Genomic DNA, 18484 nt, shown 5'->3' with positions numbered 1-18484 from the left:
ACGACCGAGGCCCCACCCCGGGCACGCGGGTGGGGCCTCGGTCGTGCGGATCGGGCTCAGACCGAGAAGGTGGCCGGCCGCTCGGTGGCCGGTGCTGGCGGGCGGGCCTTCCACAGGCCGACCTTCTGCGCGGCGAGCCGGGTCAGGTAGGCCGGGTTGAGGATGACGTAGCGGCGCCAGAGCCTCTTCGGCTCCAGACCGAGACGCCAGAACCACTCCAGGCCGGCGCGCTGCATCCACGGCGGGGGTTGGCGCAGCAGCCCGGCGTGGTAGTCGAAGGCCGCGCCGACCGCCATCAGCGGCATGTCGAGCAGCGGTCGCATCGCGTACGTGAAGACCTCCTGGCGCGGGCAGCCGAGCCCGACCAGGACCAGCCGGGCACCGCTGGACCGGATCCGGTCGGCGATCTCGGCGTCCTCACCGGGCTGGACGGCACGGAACTTGGACGGCTCCACCCCGGCGATCTTCAGCGCGGGGAACATCCGCTCCAGGGCCGGGATCAACCTCGCGAGGGTCTCCTCGGTCGAGCCGTACAGGTAGACCGGCAGCCCTTCGTCGGCGAAGCGCGACAGCACGTGCAGCGTCAGCGTCGGCCCGTAGACCCGGTCGGTGAGCCCGGCGTGGTGCAACAGGTTGAGAGCCCAGCGCACCGGCTGCCCGTCCGGGGTGACCACATCGAAGGAGTTGAGTCGCGCGTTGTGCGCCGGGTCCAGCACTCCGGTCATCACGCCGTGCACGGCCAACGCGGTCAGCGCGAGGGAGCGCCGCTCGTGCGCCGCGGTCACCACCGCGTCGGTCGCCGTGGCGTAGTCGGTGGCGTCGACCAGAACCCCGAGCACGTTGCGCTTGGTCCACGTGGTCATGGGTGAGCCACCCACTTGTCCACGTTGGCCTCGTAAATTTCCCGCAGGATCATCGGCACGTCGTAAGTGATCTTCCAGTCCGGGTACTGCTCCTCGAACCGGGCCATGCTGCTGACGTACCACTGGTGGTCGCCTGTGCGGTTCTGCTCGACGTAGTTGATCTGCGCCTCGCGGCCGGTGATCTCCTCCGCAATGCGGAACGCCTCGATGTGGGAGGTGTTGGAGTGCCGGCCGCCGCCGAGGTTGTAGACCTCCGCGGATCGCGGGGCCCGGAAGAACGCCTCGAACGCGGTCAGCACGTCGCGCGAGTGGATCGCGTCCCGGACCATCTTGCCCTTGTAGCCGAACAGGTTGTATGTCCGGCCCTCCATCACACAGCGCATCAGGTAGGCCAGGAACCCGTGCAGCTCGGCCGCGGAGTGCGCCGGGCCGGTCAGCGTGCCACCTCGGAAGCAGGCGGTCTTCATGTCGAAGTAGCGCCCGTACTCCTGCACCATCACGTCCGCCGCGACCTTCGAGGCGCCGAAGACCGAGTGCAGGGAGTGGTCGATCGACATCTCTTCGGTGATGCCCTGGTGCCAGCGGTGGTCCTCGGGCAGCTCGTACCGTGTCTCCAGCTCGATCAGCGGCAGGCCGTTGGGCCGGTCGCCATAGACCTTGTTGGTCGAGCAGTGGATGAACGGTGCGTCGATCGCATGCCTGCGGGTGTTCTCCAGGATGTTGAGCGTGCCGCCGGCGTTCACGTCGAAGTCCGTGTACGGCTCCTTGGCCGCCCAGTCGTGGCTCGGCTGCGCGGCGCTGTGGATCACCACGGCGATGTCCGAGCCGTACTTCTTGAACACCTGCTCCAGGCCGTCCCGGTCCCGGATGTCCACTGCGAAGTGGGTGTACGCGTTACCCAGGTCACGGCCGAGCCGCTCAAGGCTCCAGGATGTGGAGCCGTCCTCGCCGAAGAAGTACCGGCGCATGTCGTTGTCGATGCCGACGACATCTAGACCGAGGCCGGCGAAGTGCCGGACCGCCTCGGAGCCGATCAAGCCACCCGAGCCTGTCACCAACGCGACACTCACACGCCACTCCTGGTCCATCGAGGGCAGAATCCTTCGGAGCATAGCGCGACGTCCGGCGCGCCCCGATATGACGGAAGGGCCCCGCGTTATGCGGAGCCCTCGTCGGTGGTGGGGATGGGGGGAGTTGAACCCCCACGCCCTTTCGGGCACACGGACCTGAACCGTGCGCGTCTGCCATTCCGCCACATCCCCGTGGCACAACCCGGAACACAGTAGCCGTCCCGGTCCCGCTGTCTCCAACGGGCCTCGGGAATACTACGCTGTCCCAGGCGCTCGCCACGAGCGGTTACCGTTCGTGGCGGACGAAAGATTAGCACGGCAGTCCCGACCCTTTCGAACGGGTCAGGAGCAGGCGGCCGAGCGGCGTGTGAGCTGCGCGCGCGCCGGCCGGATACCATCATGTCCTCGGGACCCGAGGAGGAGCCGGTGAGCGTGCTGCAACGCTTCGAGAAGCGTCTGGAAGGCCTGGTCGAAGGGGCTTTCGCCAAGGTCTTCAAAGGGGTGGTCCACCCCGTGGAGATCCTCAACGCCATGCAGCGGGAGGCCGAGGCGCACAAGGCGATCCTGGCCGGTGGGCGCACGTTGGTGCCCAACCGCTACGTGATCGATCTCTCGCCGTTCGACCATAGTCGGCTGGCGCCGTACGCCGCCGCGCTGGCCCAGGAGTTGGCCCAGTCGCAGGCGGAGTTCATCGGCGAGCAGGCCTGGACGGTCTACGGCGACGTGATCGTGGAGATCGAGCGAGGCGAGGGCCTGGACACGGGCATGTTCCGCGTCACGGCCGAGGTCTACACCGGCGGCGAGGTCGCCCCGGTGTCGGCACCCGGCTACGACGCCGGTCCGCCCGCCTACCCCGCGTACGACCAGGGCGGTGGCTACGGCCCGCCGCCCGGGCACGGCGGGGGTCGCAACGTGCGGCTGGTCTCCGGTGACGGTCGCACCTACCCCCTCCAGATGGGGTCGACGGTGATCGGTCGCGGTGACCAGGCCAATCTGCGCCTGCCCGACGTCGGCATCTCCCGGCGACACGCCCGGCTGGATTTCGATGGCGGTCAGGTCGTGCTGACCGATCTGGGGTCGACCAACGGCACCATGGTCAACGGGCAGCGGGTCTCCGCCGTCGCACTCAACCCCGGTGACATGGTTCAGCTCGGCACCACGACGCTGACCTTCCGCGTGGACGGCTGACCCGCCTTGCCGGAACTGGTCATCACTGTTGCCCGGTTCGGGTTCCTGATCCTGCTGTGGATCTTCGTGTTCACGGTGGTCGGCGTGATTCGCCGGGACCTCTTCGCGGGTGCTCGGTCCGGTCGCCTGGTGGCGGCGCCACGCGCGGTGGGCGCCTCGACGGGGCAGGCGGCGAAGCCGGCGAAGGTGAAGCGGGGCAGGGCGGCACACCAGATGGTGGTGACAGCCGGTCAGCTGGCCGGCACCAGGATCACTCTCGGTGAAGCGCAGATCACCATTGGTAGGGCTGAGGACTCCACCCTGGTCATCACCGACGACTACGCCTCCGCGCGGCACGCCCGGCTCGTGCCGCGCGACGGGCAGTGGTACGTCGAGGACCTCGGCTCGACTAACGGCACGTACCTCGATCGCGCTAAGGTCACCGGACCAACCCCCGTCCCCCTCGGCGTGCCGATCCGGATCGGCCGCACTTCCCTCGAATTACGGCCATGACTCTGACCCTGCGCTATGCGGCCCACAGCGACCGCGGTCTGATCCGAGACGGCAATCAAGACTCCGTCTACGCCGGCCCGCGGCTACTCGCCGTTGCCGACGGCATGGGCGGTATGGCCGCCGGTGACGTCGCCAGCAACATCGTCATCGGTGCCATGGCGCCGCTCGACGAGGACGTCCCAGGGGACGCCCTCGTCGATGCGTTGCGTTCGGCCGTGGGCACCGCCAACCAACATCTCCGCGACACGGTGGACGCCAACCCACAGCTGGAGGGGATGGGCACCACGCTGACAGCGACCCTCTTCACCGGCAGCAAGCTGGGGATGGTCCACATCGGCGACTCGCGGGCCTATCTGCTGCGCAACGGTGAGTTCGCGCAGATCACCAAGGACGACACGTACGTTCAGATGCTCGTCGACGAGGGCCGGATCAGCGCCGAGGAGGCGAGCAGCCACCCGCAGCGGTCGCTGCTCACCCGGGCCCTCGACGGCCGGGACATCGACCCGGAGTACTCGGTGCGCCAGGTTCTGCCCGGCGACCGGTACCTGATCTGCAGCGACGGCCTCTCGGGTGTGGTCAGCGCCGAGACCATCGGTGAGTCCATGCGGGAGTACGCCGACCCGCAGCAGTGCGTCGAGCGGCTGGTGCAGCTCGCGCTGCGCGGCGGTGGACCGGACAACATCACGGTGATCATCGCCGATGCCACGGATCAGGACATCGTCGAGGCGACCCCGATCGTCGGCGGCGCAGCCGCGCGGGACCGGGGAATGGCGACCTCCGCCGACAACTCGACCCCGGCCGCCCGAGCCTCGGCGCTCTCCGCGCCGCGCCCGGCCGTGCCCGAGGAGCCGGCGGCCTCCGACGACGAACCGGACCGGCCGAAGCGTCGCCCGGTACGGGCCGCCGCCATGGCGCTGGCCCTGCTGGTGATCATCGGCGGGGGAGGCTTCGCCGGCTGGACGTACACCCAGCGGCAGTACTACGTGGGAGCCACCGAGGAGGGGCAGGTCGCCGTCTTCCGTGGCGTCCAGGGTCAGATCGCCGGGATGGACCTCTCCACTGTGCACCGTCGCAGTGGCACCCGGCTGGACGACCTCACTGTCGCTGCGCAGGACACCGTCAAGGTGGGCATCCGGGCCAAGAGCGAGCCGGACGCCGAGCGCCAGCTCACCGAGCTGACCAGCGACACCCCGAGCAACCCCAACCTGAAGCCGCTCTGCCCGTCCGACCCGACCGGCGCGGTGGGCGGCACGCCCACGCCCACGCCGATCGGTACGACGCCGCCACCCAACGGCAGCCCGAGCGCCAACGCCCTGGCGACCCCCAACGGGGTTGTCAGCGCAAGCCCGACCGTCCGTGCCACCGCCGCTGTCGGTGTGACCGGCCCGACCACCACCCCCGACGTCACGCCCTCCGACTCGGCCACGCCGGCGCTCGACCCGGCCGGTTGCCGGTCTCCTGAGTGAGCGTCGGCTGAGATCCCGAGGACTCCACCCGTGACCGTAGCGGCCACACCGGCACCCTCGCCCGCGACCGCGGGCGAGCAGTCCGGCGTACGCCTGGCGCGGTCGCGCCGTAACGCCGAGCTGTCCCTACTGCTGCTCGCGATGGTGTTGGTGGCCGCGTACGGGGCGACCGTCGAGGCGAACCTGCTGGACACGGTCACCCCGGACTTCTGGATGCCCGCCGCCGCGCTCGGCGCGGTCTTCCTCGGCCTGCACCTGGTCATCCGGTTCCTCGCCCCGTTCGCCGACCCGGCGCTGCTGCCGGCGGTGGCCCTGCTCAACGGCCTCGGCGTGGGCTTCCTGCGCCGGATCGACCTGGGCGAGGCCGCCCCGGTCGACCGGGAGACTCTGGCGATCTTCGCCGGCATCGGCGGGCGGCAGCTGGCCTGGACGCTCGCCTCGGTGATCCTCGCCGCCGGCCTGCTCGCCATCATGCGCGACCACCGTTCGGTCTCCCGGTACGCGTACACCCTGGGGTTGGCCGGCATCGTGCTGGTGATGCTCCCGGCGGTACTGCCGTCGAGCATCTCCGAGATCAACGGTGCGAAGCTGTGGATCCGGGTGGGTGGTTTCTCCATCCAGCCGGGTGAGTTCGCCAAGCTGGCGCTGCTGGTCTTCTTCGCCTACTACCTGGTGCGCAAGCGCGAGGTGCTGTCGCTGGCCAGCCGGCGTTTCCTCGGGATCGACTTCCCGCGCGGGCGCGACCTCGGCCCGGTGGTCGTGGTCTGGCTGATCAGTCTCCTGGTGCTCATCTTCGAAAAGGACCTTGGCACCTCGCTGCTCTACTTCGGCATGTTCGTGGTGACGCTCTACATCGCCACGGAACGGGTCAGCTGGCTGCTGATCGGCCTGGTCCTCTTCTTCGGCGGCGCGTACCTCGCCTACGTCCTCGGCGAGATGGTCGGCGGGCCCTTCGCCAACTTCTACGTACGTGCCGAGATCTGGCTGGATCCGTTCGCCGACCCGACCGACAAGGGCTACCAGCTCGTCCAGGGCCTGCTCGCCCTGGGCACGGGTGGGCTCTTCGGCGCCGGGCCGGGCGGCGGTCAACCGGACATCCTGCCCGAGGTGCAGAACGACTTCATCTTCGCCGGCATCGGTGAGGAGATCGGCCTCTTCGGCCTCTCCGCGCTGCTGGTGGTCTACCTGCTGATCGTCGAGCGGGGCCTGCGTGCCGCGCTCGCGGTGCGCGACTCGTTCGGCAAGCTCCTCGCCGGTGGTCTCGCCTTCACCCTGGGCCTGCAGGTCTTCGTGATCGTCGGCGGCATCAGCAAGCTCATCCCGCTCACCGGTCAGACCACCCCGTTCCTGTCCGCCGGTGGTTCGTCGCTGATGGCCAACTGGCTGCTCATCGCGGTGCTGCTGCGGGTCTCCGACGGAGCCCGTCGGCCGGTCCCCGGGAGCGGTGGCAAGGCTGCCCGGCCCACCGGCGGCCCGCCCGAGCAGTTGCACGGTGCCCCCACGGAGGTGATCAAGCCGTGAACGCACCCCTGCGCCGTGTCGGCGTCGTCGTCATTGTCCTGTTCGGTCTGCTCTTCGCGAACCTCAACTGGATCCAGGCGTACAAGGCCGACGAGTACCGCACCAGCGACTACAACGGTCGGGTCCAGGTTGCCGACTACAAGCGCAAGCGCGGCAACATCGAGGCCGGTGGCACCGCGCTGGCCACCAGCAAGGAAACCACCGGCAAGCTGAAGTTCCAGCGCAGCTATCCGGGCGGCGCCAAGTACGCCCACGTGCTCGGCTACAAGCCGGTCAACCTGGCCGACAAGGGCATCGAGCAGGTCGAGAACGACTTCCTGGCCGGCACGAGCGACCAGTTGATCGGTGACCGGTTCAAGGACATGTTCACCGGCGACGAGACCGGTGGCGGCAACGTGCTGCTCACGCTCTCCAAGCGGGCCCAGGACGTCGCGTACGACCAACTGCGCAACAACCAGGTGGGTGCGAAGAGGGGCGCGGCGATCGCCATCGACCCGCGCACCGGTGCGGTGCAGGCCCTGGTCTCCATGCCCAGCTTCGACCCGAACCCGCTGGTGAGCCACAACGGCAACGAAGCGGCGGCGGCGTTCAACAAGCTGGAACAGGACCCGGAACGCCCCCTGAACAACCGCGCGCTCGCCGAGACGCTGCCGCCGGGCTCCACCTTCAAGGTCGTGGTGGCTGCGGCGGCGCTGGAGAACGGCATCACCAAGTCGACCGAGATCCCGGCCGGGTCGAGCTACACGCCGCCCACCTCGGGCACCCCGATCCGCAACGCCGCTCCGTCGATCTGCCCCGAGCCGCAGGTCACCCTGTTGGAGGCGGTCACCGAATCCTGCAACACCGGCTTCGCCCAGCTCGGGGTGCGGCTCGGCGCCGACACCATCAAGGAAAAGGCGCGGCAGTTCGGCTTCGAGCAGGACGACCTCACCGTCGGCCAGCTCGGTGAGGGCGGCCTGCGCACGGAGGCCAGCCGGACCGGGGACATGCAGAACCCGGATGGCAGCACCGACCCGGCCGCGTTGGCCCAGTCCTCGATCGGCCAGAACAACGTCCGGATGACCCCCCTCGAAGGGGCCATGATCGCCGGTTCCGTCGCGAACAATGGCAGCCAGATGCGGCCGTACCTGGTCCGGCAGTTGCTCGCCCCGGACCGGACCACCAGCTACTACACCGCCAAGCCCCGGGAGCTGCGCCAGCCGGTCAGCCCGCAGGTCGCCACCGACCTGCGCGAGATGATGGTCAGCGTGGTCCAGAACGGCACCGGGCGGAAGGCCGCGATCAGCGGCTCCACGGTCGGCGGCAAGACCGGCACCGCCCAGTCCGCCCCGGACCGACCCGACCACGGCTGGTTCATCGGTTTCGCGCTGGACAAGAACGGCACGCCGGTCTCCGCGGTCTGCGTGGTGCTGGAGCAGGCGGGCAGCGGTGGCAGCGCCGAGGCCGCCCGGATCGGCGGCCAGATCATGCGGGCCGCCATCGCCGACCCCGGGGGTCGCTGACATGCTCAGCCCCGGCGTCCAGCTCGGCAACCGCTACCGTCTCGACGAGCGGATCGCCAGCGGCGGCATGGGCGACGTCTGGCGCGGCACCGACCAGGTGCTCGGCCGAACGGTCGCGGTGAAGAGCCTGCTCCCCGCGCTGCTCGACGACCCGGACTTCGGCGAGCGGTTCCGCGGCGAGGCCCGGACCATGGCCACCATCAACCACCCCGGCGTGGTCGACGTCTACGACTTCGGCAACGACCAGCAGATCGCGTTCCTGGTCATGGAGTACGTCGAGGGTGACGCCCTGTCGTCCACGCTGAGCCGGGTCGGCCGGCTCACCCCGGCCCGAACGATGGCACTCGTCGCGCAGGCCGCGGACGCGTTGCACGCCGCCCACGAAAAGGGCATCGTGCACCGCGACGTGAAGCCGGGCAACCTGCTGGTCCGGCCGAACGGCACGCTGGTGCTGACCGACTTCGGCATCGCCCGCTCCGACATGGTCGGCCAGCTCACCGCCGCCGGTTCGGTGCTCGGCACCGCCTCGTACATCTCGCCGGAGCAGGCCACCGGCGGCGTCGCCACCCCGGCATCCGACGTCTACGCGCTCGGCGTGGTCGCCTACCAGTGCCTGGCCGGGCGGCGGCCGTTCGAGGGCGACAACCCCCTCGACATCGCGATGCGACACGTCCGGGAGACGCCCCGGCCACTGCCCGCCGACATCCCCCCGCAGGTGCGCGCGCTGGTGGAACGGGCATTGGCCAAGGACCCGGCCGCCCGCTGGCCGAGCGCCGCCGCCCTCGCCGGGGTCGCCCGTCAACTCAAGGCCGCGCTCTCCCAGCAGGCCAGGGCCGGTGGCAACTCCGGGCCGGTCTCCGCGGCGCCGGCCTCGCCCGCCGCGCCCGGCCGGGCCCAGGTCCCGCAGGCGCACCAGATGCGCCCGCCGGCTGCCCGCCCGCAGGCCGTCGGGCCGAGGCCGACCGCGATGGTGCCGGCCCAGCAGCCGCGCCCCACCGCGATCGCGCCGGCCGTCCCGCCCGGTCGTCCGCCGGTCGCACCGACCGGGTACCCGCGAGGTGCCGCCGCGGTGCCGTCGGCGCCGCCCCGGCAGGACCACCCGCCGGCGTACGCCCGGCAGGCCGGCCCGGCGGTGCCGTCACCCGAGCCCCACCGGTCCCGGCCCGGAATGGTGCTTCTCGCCATCCTGCTGGCCGTGCTGGTCCTGCTCTGCTCCGGCGTGATTTCCTACAACCTGCGGAAGCAGTCGCAGGCCGGTGAACCCGGCGGGCTGGCTCCGCGCACCGTGACGTCCGGCGCGCTGCGACTCGACGGGCGCGACGATCCGACCCGGACGTCGTACCGTCGGGAGATACGACTCCAGCCGGGCGACGGCGGGACGACGACGAGCGAAGGACGACAGACGCGATGACAGCGCAGGCCCGCCTGCTCGGTGGCAGGTACCAGGTCGGCGAGCTGCTCGGCTACGGCGGCATGGCCGAGGTGCACCGCGGTCGCGATCTCCGGCTCGGTCGGGACGTCGCGATCAAGATGCTCCGTACCGACCTGGCCCGCGACGCGACGTTCCAGATGCGATTCCGTCGGGAGGCGCAGAACGCCGCCTCGCTCAACCACCCGGCGATCGTGGCGGTCTACGACACCGGCGAGGAAACCGCGCCGACCGGCGAGACACTGCCGTTCATCGTGATGGAGTTCGTCAACGGCCGGACCTTGAAGGAGGTTCTCGGCGCGGAGGGTCGGCTGCAGCCGCGCCGGGCGCTGGAGATCTGCGCCGACATGGCTGCGGCACTGGAGTTCAGTCACCGGCACGGCATCATCCACCGGGACATCAAGCCCGGCAACGTGATGCTCACCCAGACCGGCCAGGTCAAGGTGATGGACTTCGGCATCGCCCGCGCGCTGGCCAGCGGCGCGACCACCATGACGCAGACCAGCGCGGTGATCGGCACGGCCCAGTACCTCTCCCCGGAGCAGGCGCGCGGTGAGGCCGTCGACGCTCGCTCCGACGTGTACGCGGCCGGTTGCGTGCTCTTCGAGTTGGTCTGTGGGCACCCGCCGTTCGTCGGGGACAGCCCGGTCAGCGTCGCGTATCAGCACGTACGGGAGACACCGCCGACTCCGAGCGACATCAACCCGGATGTCACCCCGGCCGTCGACGCGATCGTGTTGAAGGCGCTGTCGAAGAACCCGCTCAACCGCTACCAGAGCGCCGGCGAGATGCGGGCCGACCTGCTCCGCGCCGCCGCCGGTCGACCCGTGCTGGCCACCCCGGTGCTGCGCGAGTCGGAGACAGTGGCGATGGCCCCGGCCGGCGGGGGCGGCTATCCGGCTTCCGCCGGTGGGTCGCAGACCCGGCAGATCCCGGCCCGGGTGGGTGACCCGCGTCAGCGCAAGGCGTCCTCCTGGCTGATCGCGATGTTCAGCGCGGTCGGCGTGCTGGCGGTGATCGCCCTGGTCGCCGCGCTGCTCTGGAGTCAGCAGCAGGACAAGGCCCTGAAGTCGGTGCCCACCCTCACCGGCAAGAGCCAGGCCGCCGCGGTCACCGAGATCACCAACGCTGGTTTCCGAGCGCAGGTGGGGGACCCGGTGCTGGACAACGATTGCACGAAGGGCGCCGTCGCGAAGCAGGATCCACTGCCGGGCACACGGTTGGAGCAGGCCAGCACGGTGACCGTCCAGATCTGCGACGGCAAGCCCGACGTGAAGATCCCCCCTGGCCTGGTCAACTCCCAGGTCGACAACGTCAAGCCCCAACTTGAGGCTCAGGGGTTGGTGGTCGATGAGAAGCTTGTGGACAACCCGGCCCAGAAGGGCATCGTGGTCAAGGTCAACCCTCCGTCGGGGACCACCGTTGCACAGGGCAGCAAGGTGACCCTTGAGGTCTCTCGGGGCAACGTCAACAAGGTGCCCAACGTGCTCAACTCCACTCGGGACGAGGCCGCCCAGGAACTTCGCGAGGCGGGTTACAACGTCTCTTTCCGCAACGGTGATGAGGTGCCGGCCGACCGAGCCGGGCGGGTCGAGAAGCAGAGCCCGGACCCGGGCACCGAACTCGCCAGGGGCAGAACGGTGACCATCGAGATCAGCATCCCGGAGAAGGTCGTCGAACCGACGGGCACACCGACGACCACACCGACGGGCACACCGACGACCACCCCGACCACTCCCGGCGGCGGGGGCGGCATCGGTCTACCGTTCCCGCCCTCGCCGACCCGGCTTCCCCAGGACTAGGCCACACCCGGGCATCGGTGTGACCGACGCGGAAGCGTCCCGTGTCGGGCCGTTGAGGCGATGGCCTCGACGGCTCCGACGCGTGGCCGTTCTGGGCAGTGTCGTGCTGCTGCTCGCCAGTCTTCCGTGGCTGTGGACGACGTTCGCCGCACGCGGCCACGTGTACGCCGAGGCCGATGCGCCGGCCGCCGACGTGGTGATCGTCCTCGGCACCGCAGTGGCCGCTGATCGGCAGCGGCCGGGGGAGAGGCTCACCGGGCGCCTGCAGACCGCCGCCGAGCTGGTGACCAGCGGGCGGGCCAAGGTCGTCCTGGTGTCGGGCGACGGCGGTGGCACGTCGGGTGACGAGCCGGCGGTGATGACGTCGTACCTCAGCGAGCTCGGTGTCGACCCGCGTCGCGTGGTGGCTGACCCGTTCGGCCTGGACACCTACGACAGCTGCGCACGGGCGCGCGAGGTGTACGGCGTCGAGCGGGCTCTGATCGTCACCCAGTCCTACCACCTGTCCCGTGCGGTGACGTTGTGCCGCCATCTCGGCCTCGACGTCGACGGAGTGACCGCCCGCTGCGACGGTTGTGGACCCGTCCTGCTCGCCGAGAAGTCGGTGAGGGACTACTTCGCCAGTGGCAAGGCGGCGTGGGACGCGGTTCGGGGCCGTGCGCCGGCGGTCCGCTCGCCCGCGGATCCGGCGATCCAGAACGCGCTGCGGGGCTGACCCGGACAGCCGGTGTTCCGGGTCCGGTGACCGGCTGCCAGGCCCCGACGGGTCGGCCTCAGGTGGTGGCGAAGGCAGCCCGGCGACGGGTGTCGACCTCGGCGGCCAGCTCCGGGGCGCGCTCCAGCGCCTCCCGATGGCCGCAGTCGGCCAGCCAGTTGGCCAACATCAGGTGACCGCCCTCGGTGAGCACCGACTCCGGGTGGAACTGCACGCCCTCGATGGGCAGCGTCCGGTGCCGCATCGCCATCACCACGCCGGAGCCGGTCCAGCCGGTGACCTCCAGTTCCTCGGGGAGGGTCTCGGGCAGCACGGCCAGCGAGTGGTACCGGGTGGCGGTGAACGGGTCGGGCAGGCCGGCGAGTACGCCGACCGAGTTGTGCCGTACCTCGGAGGTCTTGCCGTGCAGCAGCTCGGGGGCACGGGTGACGGTCGCCCCGAACGCCTCGCCGATCGCCTGGTGGCCCAGGCAGACACCGAAGATAGGCAGCTCGCCCGCGTACTCCCGGATGACGTCCAGGCAGATGCCGGCGCGGTCGGGGCTGCCCGGCCCGGGTGAGAGCAGGATGCCGGCCGCGCCGACCTTGCCCACCTCGGCGACGTCGATCTCGTCGTTGCGCCGGACCTCGCACTCCACGCCGAGCTGGCCCAGATACTGCACCAGGTTGAAGACGAACGAGTCGTAGTTGTCGATTACCAGGACGCGCATGGTCACCTGCTCGTGGAGGACGGCGCGGGGTTGTTCTGGTCGGTGTCGTACGGCAGCTCGTGCTCGTCGCCGGCCGGGGTGTCCCCGGTCACCGGGCTACCGTCGCCCGATTCTGCGGGGACGCCGGATTCGACCTGCACGTCGTCGAAGGGCAGCAGGGGCTCGGCCCACGGGAAGGCGACATACCAGAGCAGGGCCACCGTGGCGGCCACGAGCAGCACCGAGCCGGTCAGCTTTCCGATCAGGCCGAACGGCAGCTTGCGCCAGATGAACGCGTACATCGGGTCAGCCTCCCAGCTCCGCCGGGCGGCCCGCCGACTTGGCTTGGGTGCGGTCCAGCTCGGCGTGGATGATCAGGCGCTGGTAGTTGTCGAACTTCGGGTTGCAGGTGGTCAGGGTGAGCATCCGCTTGGTCGGCTTCTTGTCCGGCTCGCCGGGCACCGGCGCCACCACTTCGACCTGGGTCGGCCTGACGATTCGCGACTGCGACACCCGGTAGACGTACCAGTCGGTCTTGCTCTCGACCACGATCGCGTCGCCGTCGCTGAGCTCGTCCAGCCGCCAGAAGGTGGCCCGATTGCGGTGGCCGGCGACGGAGAAGTTGCCCACCTGGCCGGGCAGGGCGCTGGCCGGGTAGTGGCCCGGGGCGTAGCGGATGTCTTGCTGGGTGACGCCCTCGACCACGACCCAGTTCTTGTCGAGCTTGGGGATGTAGAGGCCCGCGAGCGGCTTGCCACGTACCGGTGGTGAGGGCTTGGCGCTCGGCCCGGCCGCCGACGGGGCGACCGTCGGGTCGTCGGTCGGGCCCCATTCCTGAGCCAACTCGTTGTTGAGGTCGTTCTGATGGGCGTCGACGATGGCCGACTTGCCCCAGACCTCGTAGCCGGCGAAGAGCAGCACCACCAGGCCGAAGGTGATCAGGACTTCGCCGGTGACGCGGACGCCGGTGCGCAGCCGGGAGCCGAACGACGGGCGGGTGAGCTCGGAGTAGACGCTCTTGTAGCCTTCGCCGGTCTGGTGGGGCCGGAGTTGAACCACCCGCTCGCCGCGTCGGGGCTGGGGAGGCTCGGCGGGGTTGTCGCCGCCACCGGTCGGCTCGTCGGGAACCGACGTGCGGGGGACGGCACCCATCAGTGCCGTGGAGTCCATGGTCGGCGGCCGGGTGGTGGGTGCGGACACTGCCGGAATCAACGCGGTGGCGGCCGGGTCGGCGACGCGATCCGGCCCAGCGGGAGGAACACGGCCAGGGCCGGCGGGCGGGACACGGCCCGGCCCGGCCGGGGAGACCGGGGCGGCCGGTGAGCCGGTCGGGTGCGCGGGCCTGGCGGCGACCTGCGGAATGAACGCGGTCGGCGAGTCGGCAACCGACGGGGTCGAGGGGCCGGACTGGGCAGGCCGGCTCGGCGTGCCGGAGGTCGTCGGTCGGGTCGGCATCCCGCCGGGCGTACCCGGGCGGGTCGGGGTGGCACCCGGCGTGCCCCCGGGTGCCGGCGGTCGGCCGGGCGAGGCACCGGGCGCAGCCGGTCCGGTGGACGCGGCGCCGGGCGCAGCCGGTCCGGTGGAAGCGGCGCCGGGCGCGGGGGGTCGGGTCGGGGCGTTGCCGGGGGCAGGGGGCCGAACCGGGCCCTGGCTGGGTGCGGCCGGCCGGCCGGGGGTGGCTGCGGGTGGAAGGCCGGACCCTCCGTGCGGGCCCAGCCCAGGCGCTGCGCTGCCCGGCCAGGGCGGCGGGGCTTCGACACCCGGGCGGGCCGGGGTGCCGGTCGGGTCGGGTCGGCCGGAGCTCGGCCGCGCCGGGTGCTCGGCTCGTGGTGGGTGCTGGGCTCGTGGTGGGTGCTCGGGCCGGGCGGGGTGCTCGGGCCGGGCGGGTAGCACCGGCTCGGGCCAGTTGCCGGCCGGGGTCGTCCGGCCAGGCGCCGGCTCGGGCCGGTCGACCTTGGGCAGGAAGGCGGTGGGCTCGTTGGCCTGGTCCCGGTGTCGTCCGTCGCGACGCTCGTCGGGCCCGCTCACCTGGGCACCGTCGCTGAGCGCAGGGCGGTGGAATCCTCGAATGCCGGAACTCGCACCGTGGAGGCCGTTTCCTTGTAGCCGAGCTGATAGTCGTCGACCGCGTCCTTGAACAACCGGACTCCCTCAGAGCTGGCGAGGGCCTGCTGGAGGGCAGCGGGATCGCCGATTGCTACGATCTTGAACGGTGGGGAGTACACCCGACCATGGAGCAGCAGGGTGTTACCGACGCAGCGTACCGCGCTGGTTGCGAGCACGCGGACGTTCATGATTGACATGGCCTCGGCTCCGCCGGCCCACAGCGCGTTGACCACCGCCTGTACGTCCCCCTGATGCACCACGAGGTCGTCGTTGCTGGCGTCCGACTGGGTCTGGTCGAGTTGTGGCGCGTCGTTCAGCTCGACCGTGACCCCCGACCCGCTGAGGGCGGTGAACCCGGCGGCCTGGAGGCTGCCCTGGGCGCGATCCTGCTGCGCCTTGATCGGGGCGTCCGAGCCGGCGAGCGTGTTGGTCCGTTGCTCGACCTCGCCGCGCAGCGTGGCGGCACGGCGTTCGCTCGCCGCGACCTGTTCACGCCGGTCCTCGATGAACTGGTTGAGCTGGGGCCGCCGGTCCTCGCGCAGAGCGGTGCCGTCGGCGGTGGTCGCGCTGGTGGTGAAGAGCAGCCCCGCTGCGGCGGCGATCAGGGGCACCCCGATCGACCAGCCTGGTCGGCGTTGACGCGGTCGCCGGGGCAGCAGCCCGGCGGCGGCCCGTCGGAGGACCTTCTGCCAGGAGGTTGCGCCGGATGTGTACTCCACCGAGCGTTCCTTCCGCGTGTCGAGGATCGGTCCGCCCCGGCTGGGCCGGCGATGCGAACAGTCCCGCCTTTTTCGGTCACTCCGTGCACCGGCCTGACCCCATTCGTGGTCCGGGCGGGCAATCGGGACTACGCTAGCTGTCGAACATTATTGGCCATGGACCGTCGCCTCCGCGCCCGGTTGTCAGGCCGGACGAGGTCGTCACCCCTCTGGAGAGCGTCGTGCCCAAGTCTCAGGTCCGTAAGAAGAAGGTGTACACCCCGCCGACGGACGTTCGTCCGACGACGGCGGCGTCGACGCGCAAGCCTAGCCCGGTGTGGTTGCCGATCACCGCGGTCGCCTTGATCGTCGCCGGCATCGGCTGGCTGGTGCTCTACTACCTGTCCGAGCAGCAGTATCCGGTCATGGCGTGGGGTTACTGGAACCTCGCGGTCGGCTTCGGCGCGATGGTCGCCTCGCTGGCGCTGCTCTCCCGCTGGCGCTGAGCTGGCTCGGCGCCAGCGCGTCGGCGGTTTCGCGTCACCCCACCGAGCCCCTGACCGGCACGATCGGGTGGGGCCCCCTATGGTGTCCGCAGGCGGCGTGGCCTACTGCGAGATGACTCACGTTACTGCTGGGTAACCTTCGCGTAGGCTGCAACGCATGACCGAGCGGAGCGAGGTCATCAGGCAGCAGACCGGGGAGGCCAACTCGATGGGCAGCGTCCAGATCGTCACCACGATCCTCGCGGCCGCCATCACCGCCGTGGCGGTGTGGCTTGCGGTGCGTGCGGTCCTGAAGATGGTGGCAGTCATCCGGCTCGGGCAGCCCGCGCCGGAGCGGTTCACCGACAAGGTCACCCGCGCCAAGACCATGCTGGTGGAGACCGCCGGCCACACCCGGATGCTCAAGTGGGGCGTGGTGGGTGCCGCGCACTGGTTCGTGATGGTCGGCTTCGTCGTGCTGTCGCTGCTGGTGCTCGAGGCGTACTTCGAGGTGGTGACCCCGACCGGCGGGCTGCCGATCATCGGGCACTGGACGATCTTCGGGTTGGCCACCGAGATCATCACCGTGCTGGGCCTGGTCGGCATCCTGGTGCTGATGGCGATCCGGTTGCGCAACCGGCCGACCCGGCTGGGTGGGCGGTCCCGGTTCACCGGCTCGACCATGTGGCAGGGCTACTTCGTCGAGTGGATCGTGCTGCTGGTCCTGATCTTCGGGTTGGTGATCCGCGGCTTCAAGGTCGCCACCGACCACTTCGAGTACCCGCTCTGGGCCACGCCGCTCAGCCACGCGGTCGGCGCGGTGCTGCCCGACTGGTCGGACGGGGCGAGCGTCGCCGCACTCATCAAGATCGTCATCTCGATGACCTGGCTCATCGTGATCTCGCTGAACGTCACCATGGGTGTCGCCTGGCACCGCTTCCTGGCGTTCCCCAACATCTTCTTCAAGCGTGAACCGGCCCGACCGGCCGGCTCCGGCCTCGGCGCGCTGCGTCCGATGACGAGTCAGGGCAAGCCGCTCGACTTCGAGGAGGCCGACCCGGAGAAGGACCAGTTCGGCGTCGCCCACGTCGAGCAGTTCAGCTGGAAGGGTCTACTGGACTTCAGCACCTGCACCGAGTGCGGTCGCTGCCAGTCGCAGTGCCCGGCCTGGAACACCGGTAAGCCGCTGTCGCCGAAGCTGCTCGTGCTGAGCCTGCGCGACCACGCGTACGCCAAGGCGCCCTACCTGCTGGCCGGTGGCGGCAAGGACCTGACCGGTGAGGAGAAGGCCACCCAGGCGCAGCTCGCACACCTGGACGTCCTGGCCCTCGCCGAGGCGGACAAGCCGTTGATCGGCACCGCCGAGGAGGGCGGTGTCATCGATCCGGACGTGCTCTGGTCCTGCACCACCTGCGGCGCCTGTGTCGAGCAGTGCCCGGTGGACATCGAGCACGTGGACCACATCGTCGACATGCGCCGCTACCAGGTGCTGATCGAGTCGAGCTTCCCCTCCGAGGCCGGCGTGATGCTGCGCAACCTGGAGAACAAGGGCAACCCGTGGGGCGCCCCGCAGAACACCCGGGAGGACTGGACCAAGGGTCTGGACTTCGAGGTGCCCCGGGTCGGCGAGGTGGACGACTTCGAGTATCTGTTCTGGGTCGGCTGTGCCGGTGCGTTCGAGGACCGGGCCAAGAAGACCACCCGCGCGGTGGCCACCCTGCTCAACGAGGCGGGCGTGAAGTTCGCGATCCTGGGTGAGGGCGAGACCTGCTCCGGTGACCCGGCGCGGCGGATCGGCAACGAGTTCGTCTTCCAGATGCTCGCCCAGCAGAACGTGGAGACCCTGAACGAGGCGTTCGAGGGCCGGGAAAAGGCCAAGCGCAAGATCGTCGCGACCTGCCCGCACTGCTTCAACACCCTGGGCAACGAGTACGGCCAGCTCGGCGGCGAGTTCGAGGTGGTCCACCACACCCAGCTGCTGGCCCACCTGGTCGCCACCGGCAAGCTCACCCCGGTCCAGCCGGTCGACGGTGGGGTCACCTACCACGACCCGTGCTACCTGGGCCGGCACAACCGGATCTTCGCGGCCCCCCGTGAGGTGCTGGGGGACGCCATCGAGGGCGAGCTCACCGAGATGCCGCGCAACAGCGAGCGCTCCTTCTGCTGCGGCGCCGGCGGTGCCCGGATGTGGATGGAAGAGAAGATCGGCAAGCGGATCAACGTGGACCGGGTCGAGGAGGCCATGGCCACCGGGGCGAAGACGGTCGCCGTCGGCTGCCCGTTCTGCTCGACGATGCTCAACGACGGGGTCAACGGCAAGGGTGCCGGCGAGCAGGTCGAGGTGATCGACGTGGCGAGCGTGCTGCTCCGTTCGGTCAAGCCGGAGCAGCCGCAGGGCGGCAAGGAGACCGCGCCGATCCCCGGCTGAGGCGCGTACACCTGGGATCTGAACATCGACG

General features: G+C 70.4%; 16 protein-coding genes and 1 tRNA gene. 10 read left to right on the top strand and 7 right to left on the bottom strand.

Features of this window, described 5'->3' with window-relative positions:
- Positions 1–56: 56 nt before the first annotated feature.
- From ABZS37_RS08815 to ABZS37_RS08805, 3 genes are all read right to left on the bottom strand, one after another.
- Positions 57–863 (bottom strand): WecB/TagA/CpsF family glycosyltransferase, encoded by an 807-nt coding sequence (locus ABZS37_RS08815; RefSeq protein ID WP_355166978.1) that lies wholly within the window; start codon positions 861–863, stop codon positions 57–59.
- Positions 860–1975: an NAD-dependent epimerase/dehydratase family protein gene (locus ABZS37_RS08810; RefSeq protein WP_355166976.1), complete on the bottom strand. Its 1116-nt coding sequence runs from the start codon at positions 1973–1975 to the stop codon at positions 860–862. The genes ABZS37_RS08815 and ABZS37_RS08810 overlap by 4 nt, the downstream gene beginning before the upstream one ends.
- 64 nt (positions 1976–2039) lie before the next feature.
- Positions 2040–2125: transfer RNA gene (locus ABZS37_RS08805), tRNA-Leu, on the bottom strand.
- A 207-nt stretch (positions 2126–2332) separates the two neighbouring features.
- Between ABZS37_RS08805 and ABZS37_RS08800 the strand changes: the two genes are divergently transcribed.
- The 8 genes from ABZS37_RS08800 (at position 2333) to ABZS37_RS08765 (ending at position 12048) form a co-directional block, all read left to right on the top strand.
- Positions 2333–3121: a DUF3662 and FHA domain-containing protein gene (locus tag ABZS37_RS08800; RefSeq protein WP_007454122.1), complete on the top strand. Its 789-nt coding sequence runs from the start codon at positions 2333–2335 to the stop codon at positions 3119–3121.
- A 6-nt stretch (positions 3122–3127) separates the two neighbouring features.
- Entirely contained in the window at positions 3128–3613 is a 486-nt protein-coding gene (locus tag ABZS37_RS08795; protein WP_110562905.1) for an FHA domain-containing protein, read from the top strand.
- The gene (locus ABZS37_RS08790; RefSeq protein WP_355166974.1) at positions 3610–5079 is read left to right on the top strand and encodes a PP2C family serine/threonine-protein phosphatase; all 1470 of its coding nucleotides are present in this window, start codon (positions 3610–3612) and stop codon (positions 5077–5079) included. The genes ABZS37_RS08795 and ABZS37_RS08790 overlap by 4 nt, the downstream gene beginning before the upstream one ends.
- A 30-nt stretch (positions 5080–5109) precedes the next feature.
- On the top strand, positions 5110–6600 hold the full coding sequence (locus ABZS37_RS08785) for an FtsW/RodA/SpoVE family cell cycle protein (RefSeq protein WP_355166972.1): 1491 nt from the start codon (positions 5110–5112) through the stop codon (positions 6598–6600).
- A complete protein-coding gene (locus ABZS37_RS08780) occupies positions 6597–8102 on the top strand; it encodes a penicillin-binding protein 2 (RefSeq protein ID WP_355166970.1) in 1506 nt (501 codons plus the stop codon). Before ABZS37_RS08785 ends, ABZS37_RS08780 begins: the two co-directional genes overlap by 4 nt.
- A gap of 1 nt (position 8103) precedes the next feature.
- Entirely contained in the window at positions 8104–9513 is a 1410-nt protein-coding gene (locus ABZS37_RS08775) for a protein kinase (protein WP_355166968.1), read from the top strand.
- Positions 9510–11333 (top strand): Stk1 family PASTA domain-containing Ser/Thr kinase, encoded by a 1824-nt coding sequence (pknB, locus tag ABZS37_RS08770; protein ID WP_355166966.1) that lies wholly within the window; start codon positions 9510–9512, stop codon positions 11331–11333. Before ABZS37_RS08775 ends, pknB begins: the two co-directional genes overlap by 4 nt.
- Before the next feature lie 82 nt (positions 11334–11415).
- Complete coding sequence (locus tag ABZS37_RS08765; protein WP_355166964.1) at positions 11416–12048, top strand: ElyC/SanA/YdcF family protein; 633 nt, start codon at positions 11416–11418, stop codon at positions 12046–12048.
- Between the two features lie 58 nt (positions 12049–12106).
- On the opposite strand, the gene ABZS37_RS08760 is transcribed toward ABZS37_RS08765, so the two are convergent.
- From ABZS37_RS08760 to ABZS37_RS08745, 4 genes are read right to left on the bottom strand one after another with little or no spacing between them, the layout of a single operon-like run.
- Entirely contained in the window at positions 12107–12757 is a 651-nt protein-coding gene (locus ABZS37_RS08760) for an aminodeoxychorismate/anthranilate synthase component II (protein WP_355166962.1), read from the bottom strand.
- 2 nt (positions 12758–12759) lie between these two features.
- Positions 12760–13038 carry a hypothetical protein gene (locus ABZS37_RS08755; protein ID WP_355166960.1) on the bottom strand — a complete coding sequence of 93 codons (279 nt, stop codon included), beginning with the start codon at positions 13036–13038 and terminating at the stop codon, positions 12760–12762.
- A gap of 4 nt (positions 13039–13042) precedes the next feature.
- Positions 13043–14764, bottom strand: a complete 1722-nt coding sequence (locus tag ABZS37_RS08750) for a class E sortase (protein WP_355166958.1) — start codon at positions 14762–14764, stop codon at positions 13043–13045.
- The gene (locus tag ABZS37_RS08745; protein ID WP_355166956.1) at positions 14761–15561 is read right to left on the bottom strand and encodes a DUF881 domain-containing protein; all 801 of its coding nucleotides are present in this window, start codon (positions 15559–15561) and stop codon (positions 14761–14763) included. Before ABZS37_RS08745 ends, ABZS37_RS08750 begins: the two co-directional genes overlap by 4 nt.
- Positions 15562–15782: 221 nt before the next feature.
- On the opposite strand from ABZS37_RS08745, the gene ABZS37_RS08740 reads away from it, so the two are divergent.
- The gene (locus ABZS37_RS08740; RefSeq protein WP_354992918.1) at positions 15783–16046 is read left to right on the top strand and encodes a cell division protein CrgA; all 264 of its coding nucleotides are present in this window, start codon (positions 15783–15785) and stop codon (positions 16044–16046) included.
- A gap of 208 nt (positions 16047–16254) precedes the next feature.
- Positions 16255–18453 carry a (Fe-S)-binding protein gene (locus ABZS37_RS08735; RefSeq protein ID WP_355167094.1) on the top strand — a complete coding sequence of 733 codons (2199 nt, stop codon included), beginning with the start codon at positions 16255–16257 and terminating at the stop codon, positions 18451–18453.
- Positions 18454–18484 lie beyond the last annotated feature (31 nt).

Origin of the sequence: Micromonospora sp. NPDC005413, assembly GCF_040606435.1 — a bacterium.
Classification (GTDB): domain Bacteria; phylum Actinomycetota; class Actinomycetes; order Mycobacteriales; family Micromonosporaceae; genus Micromonospora.
This window is presented reverse-complemented; position numbering and strand designations above follow the sequence as displayed.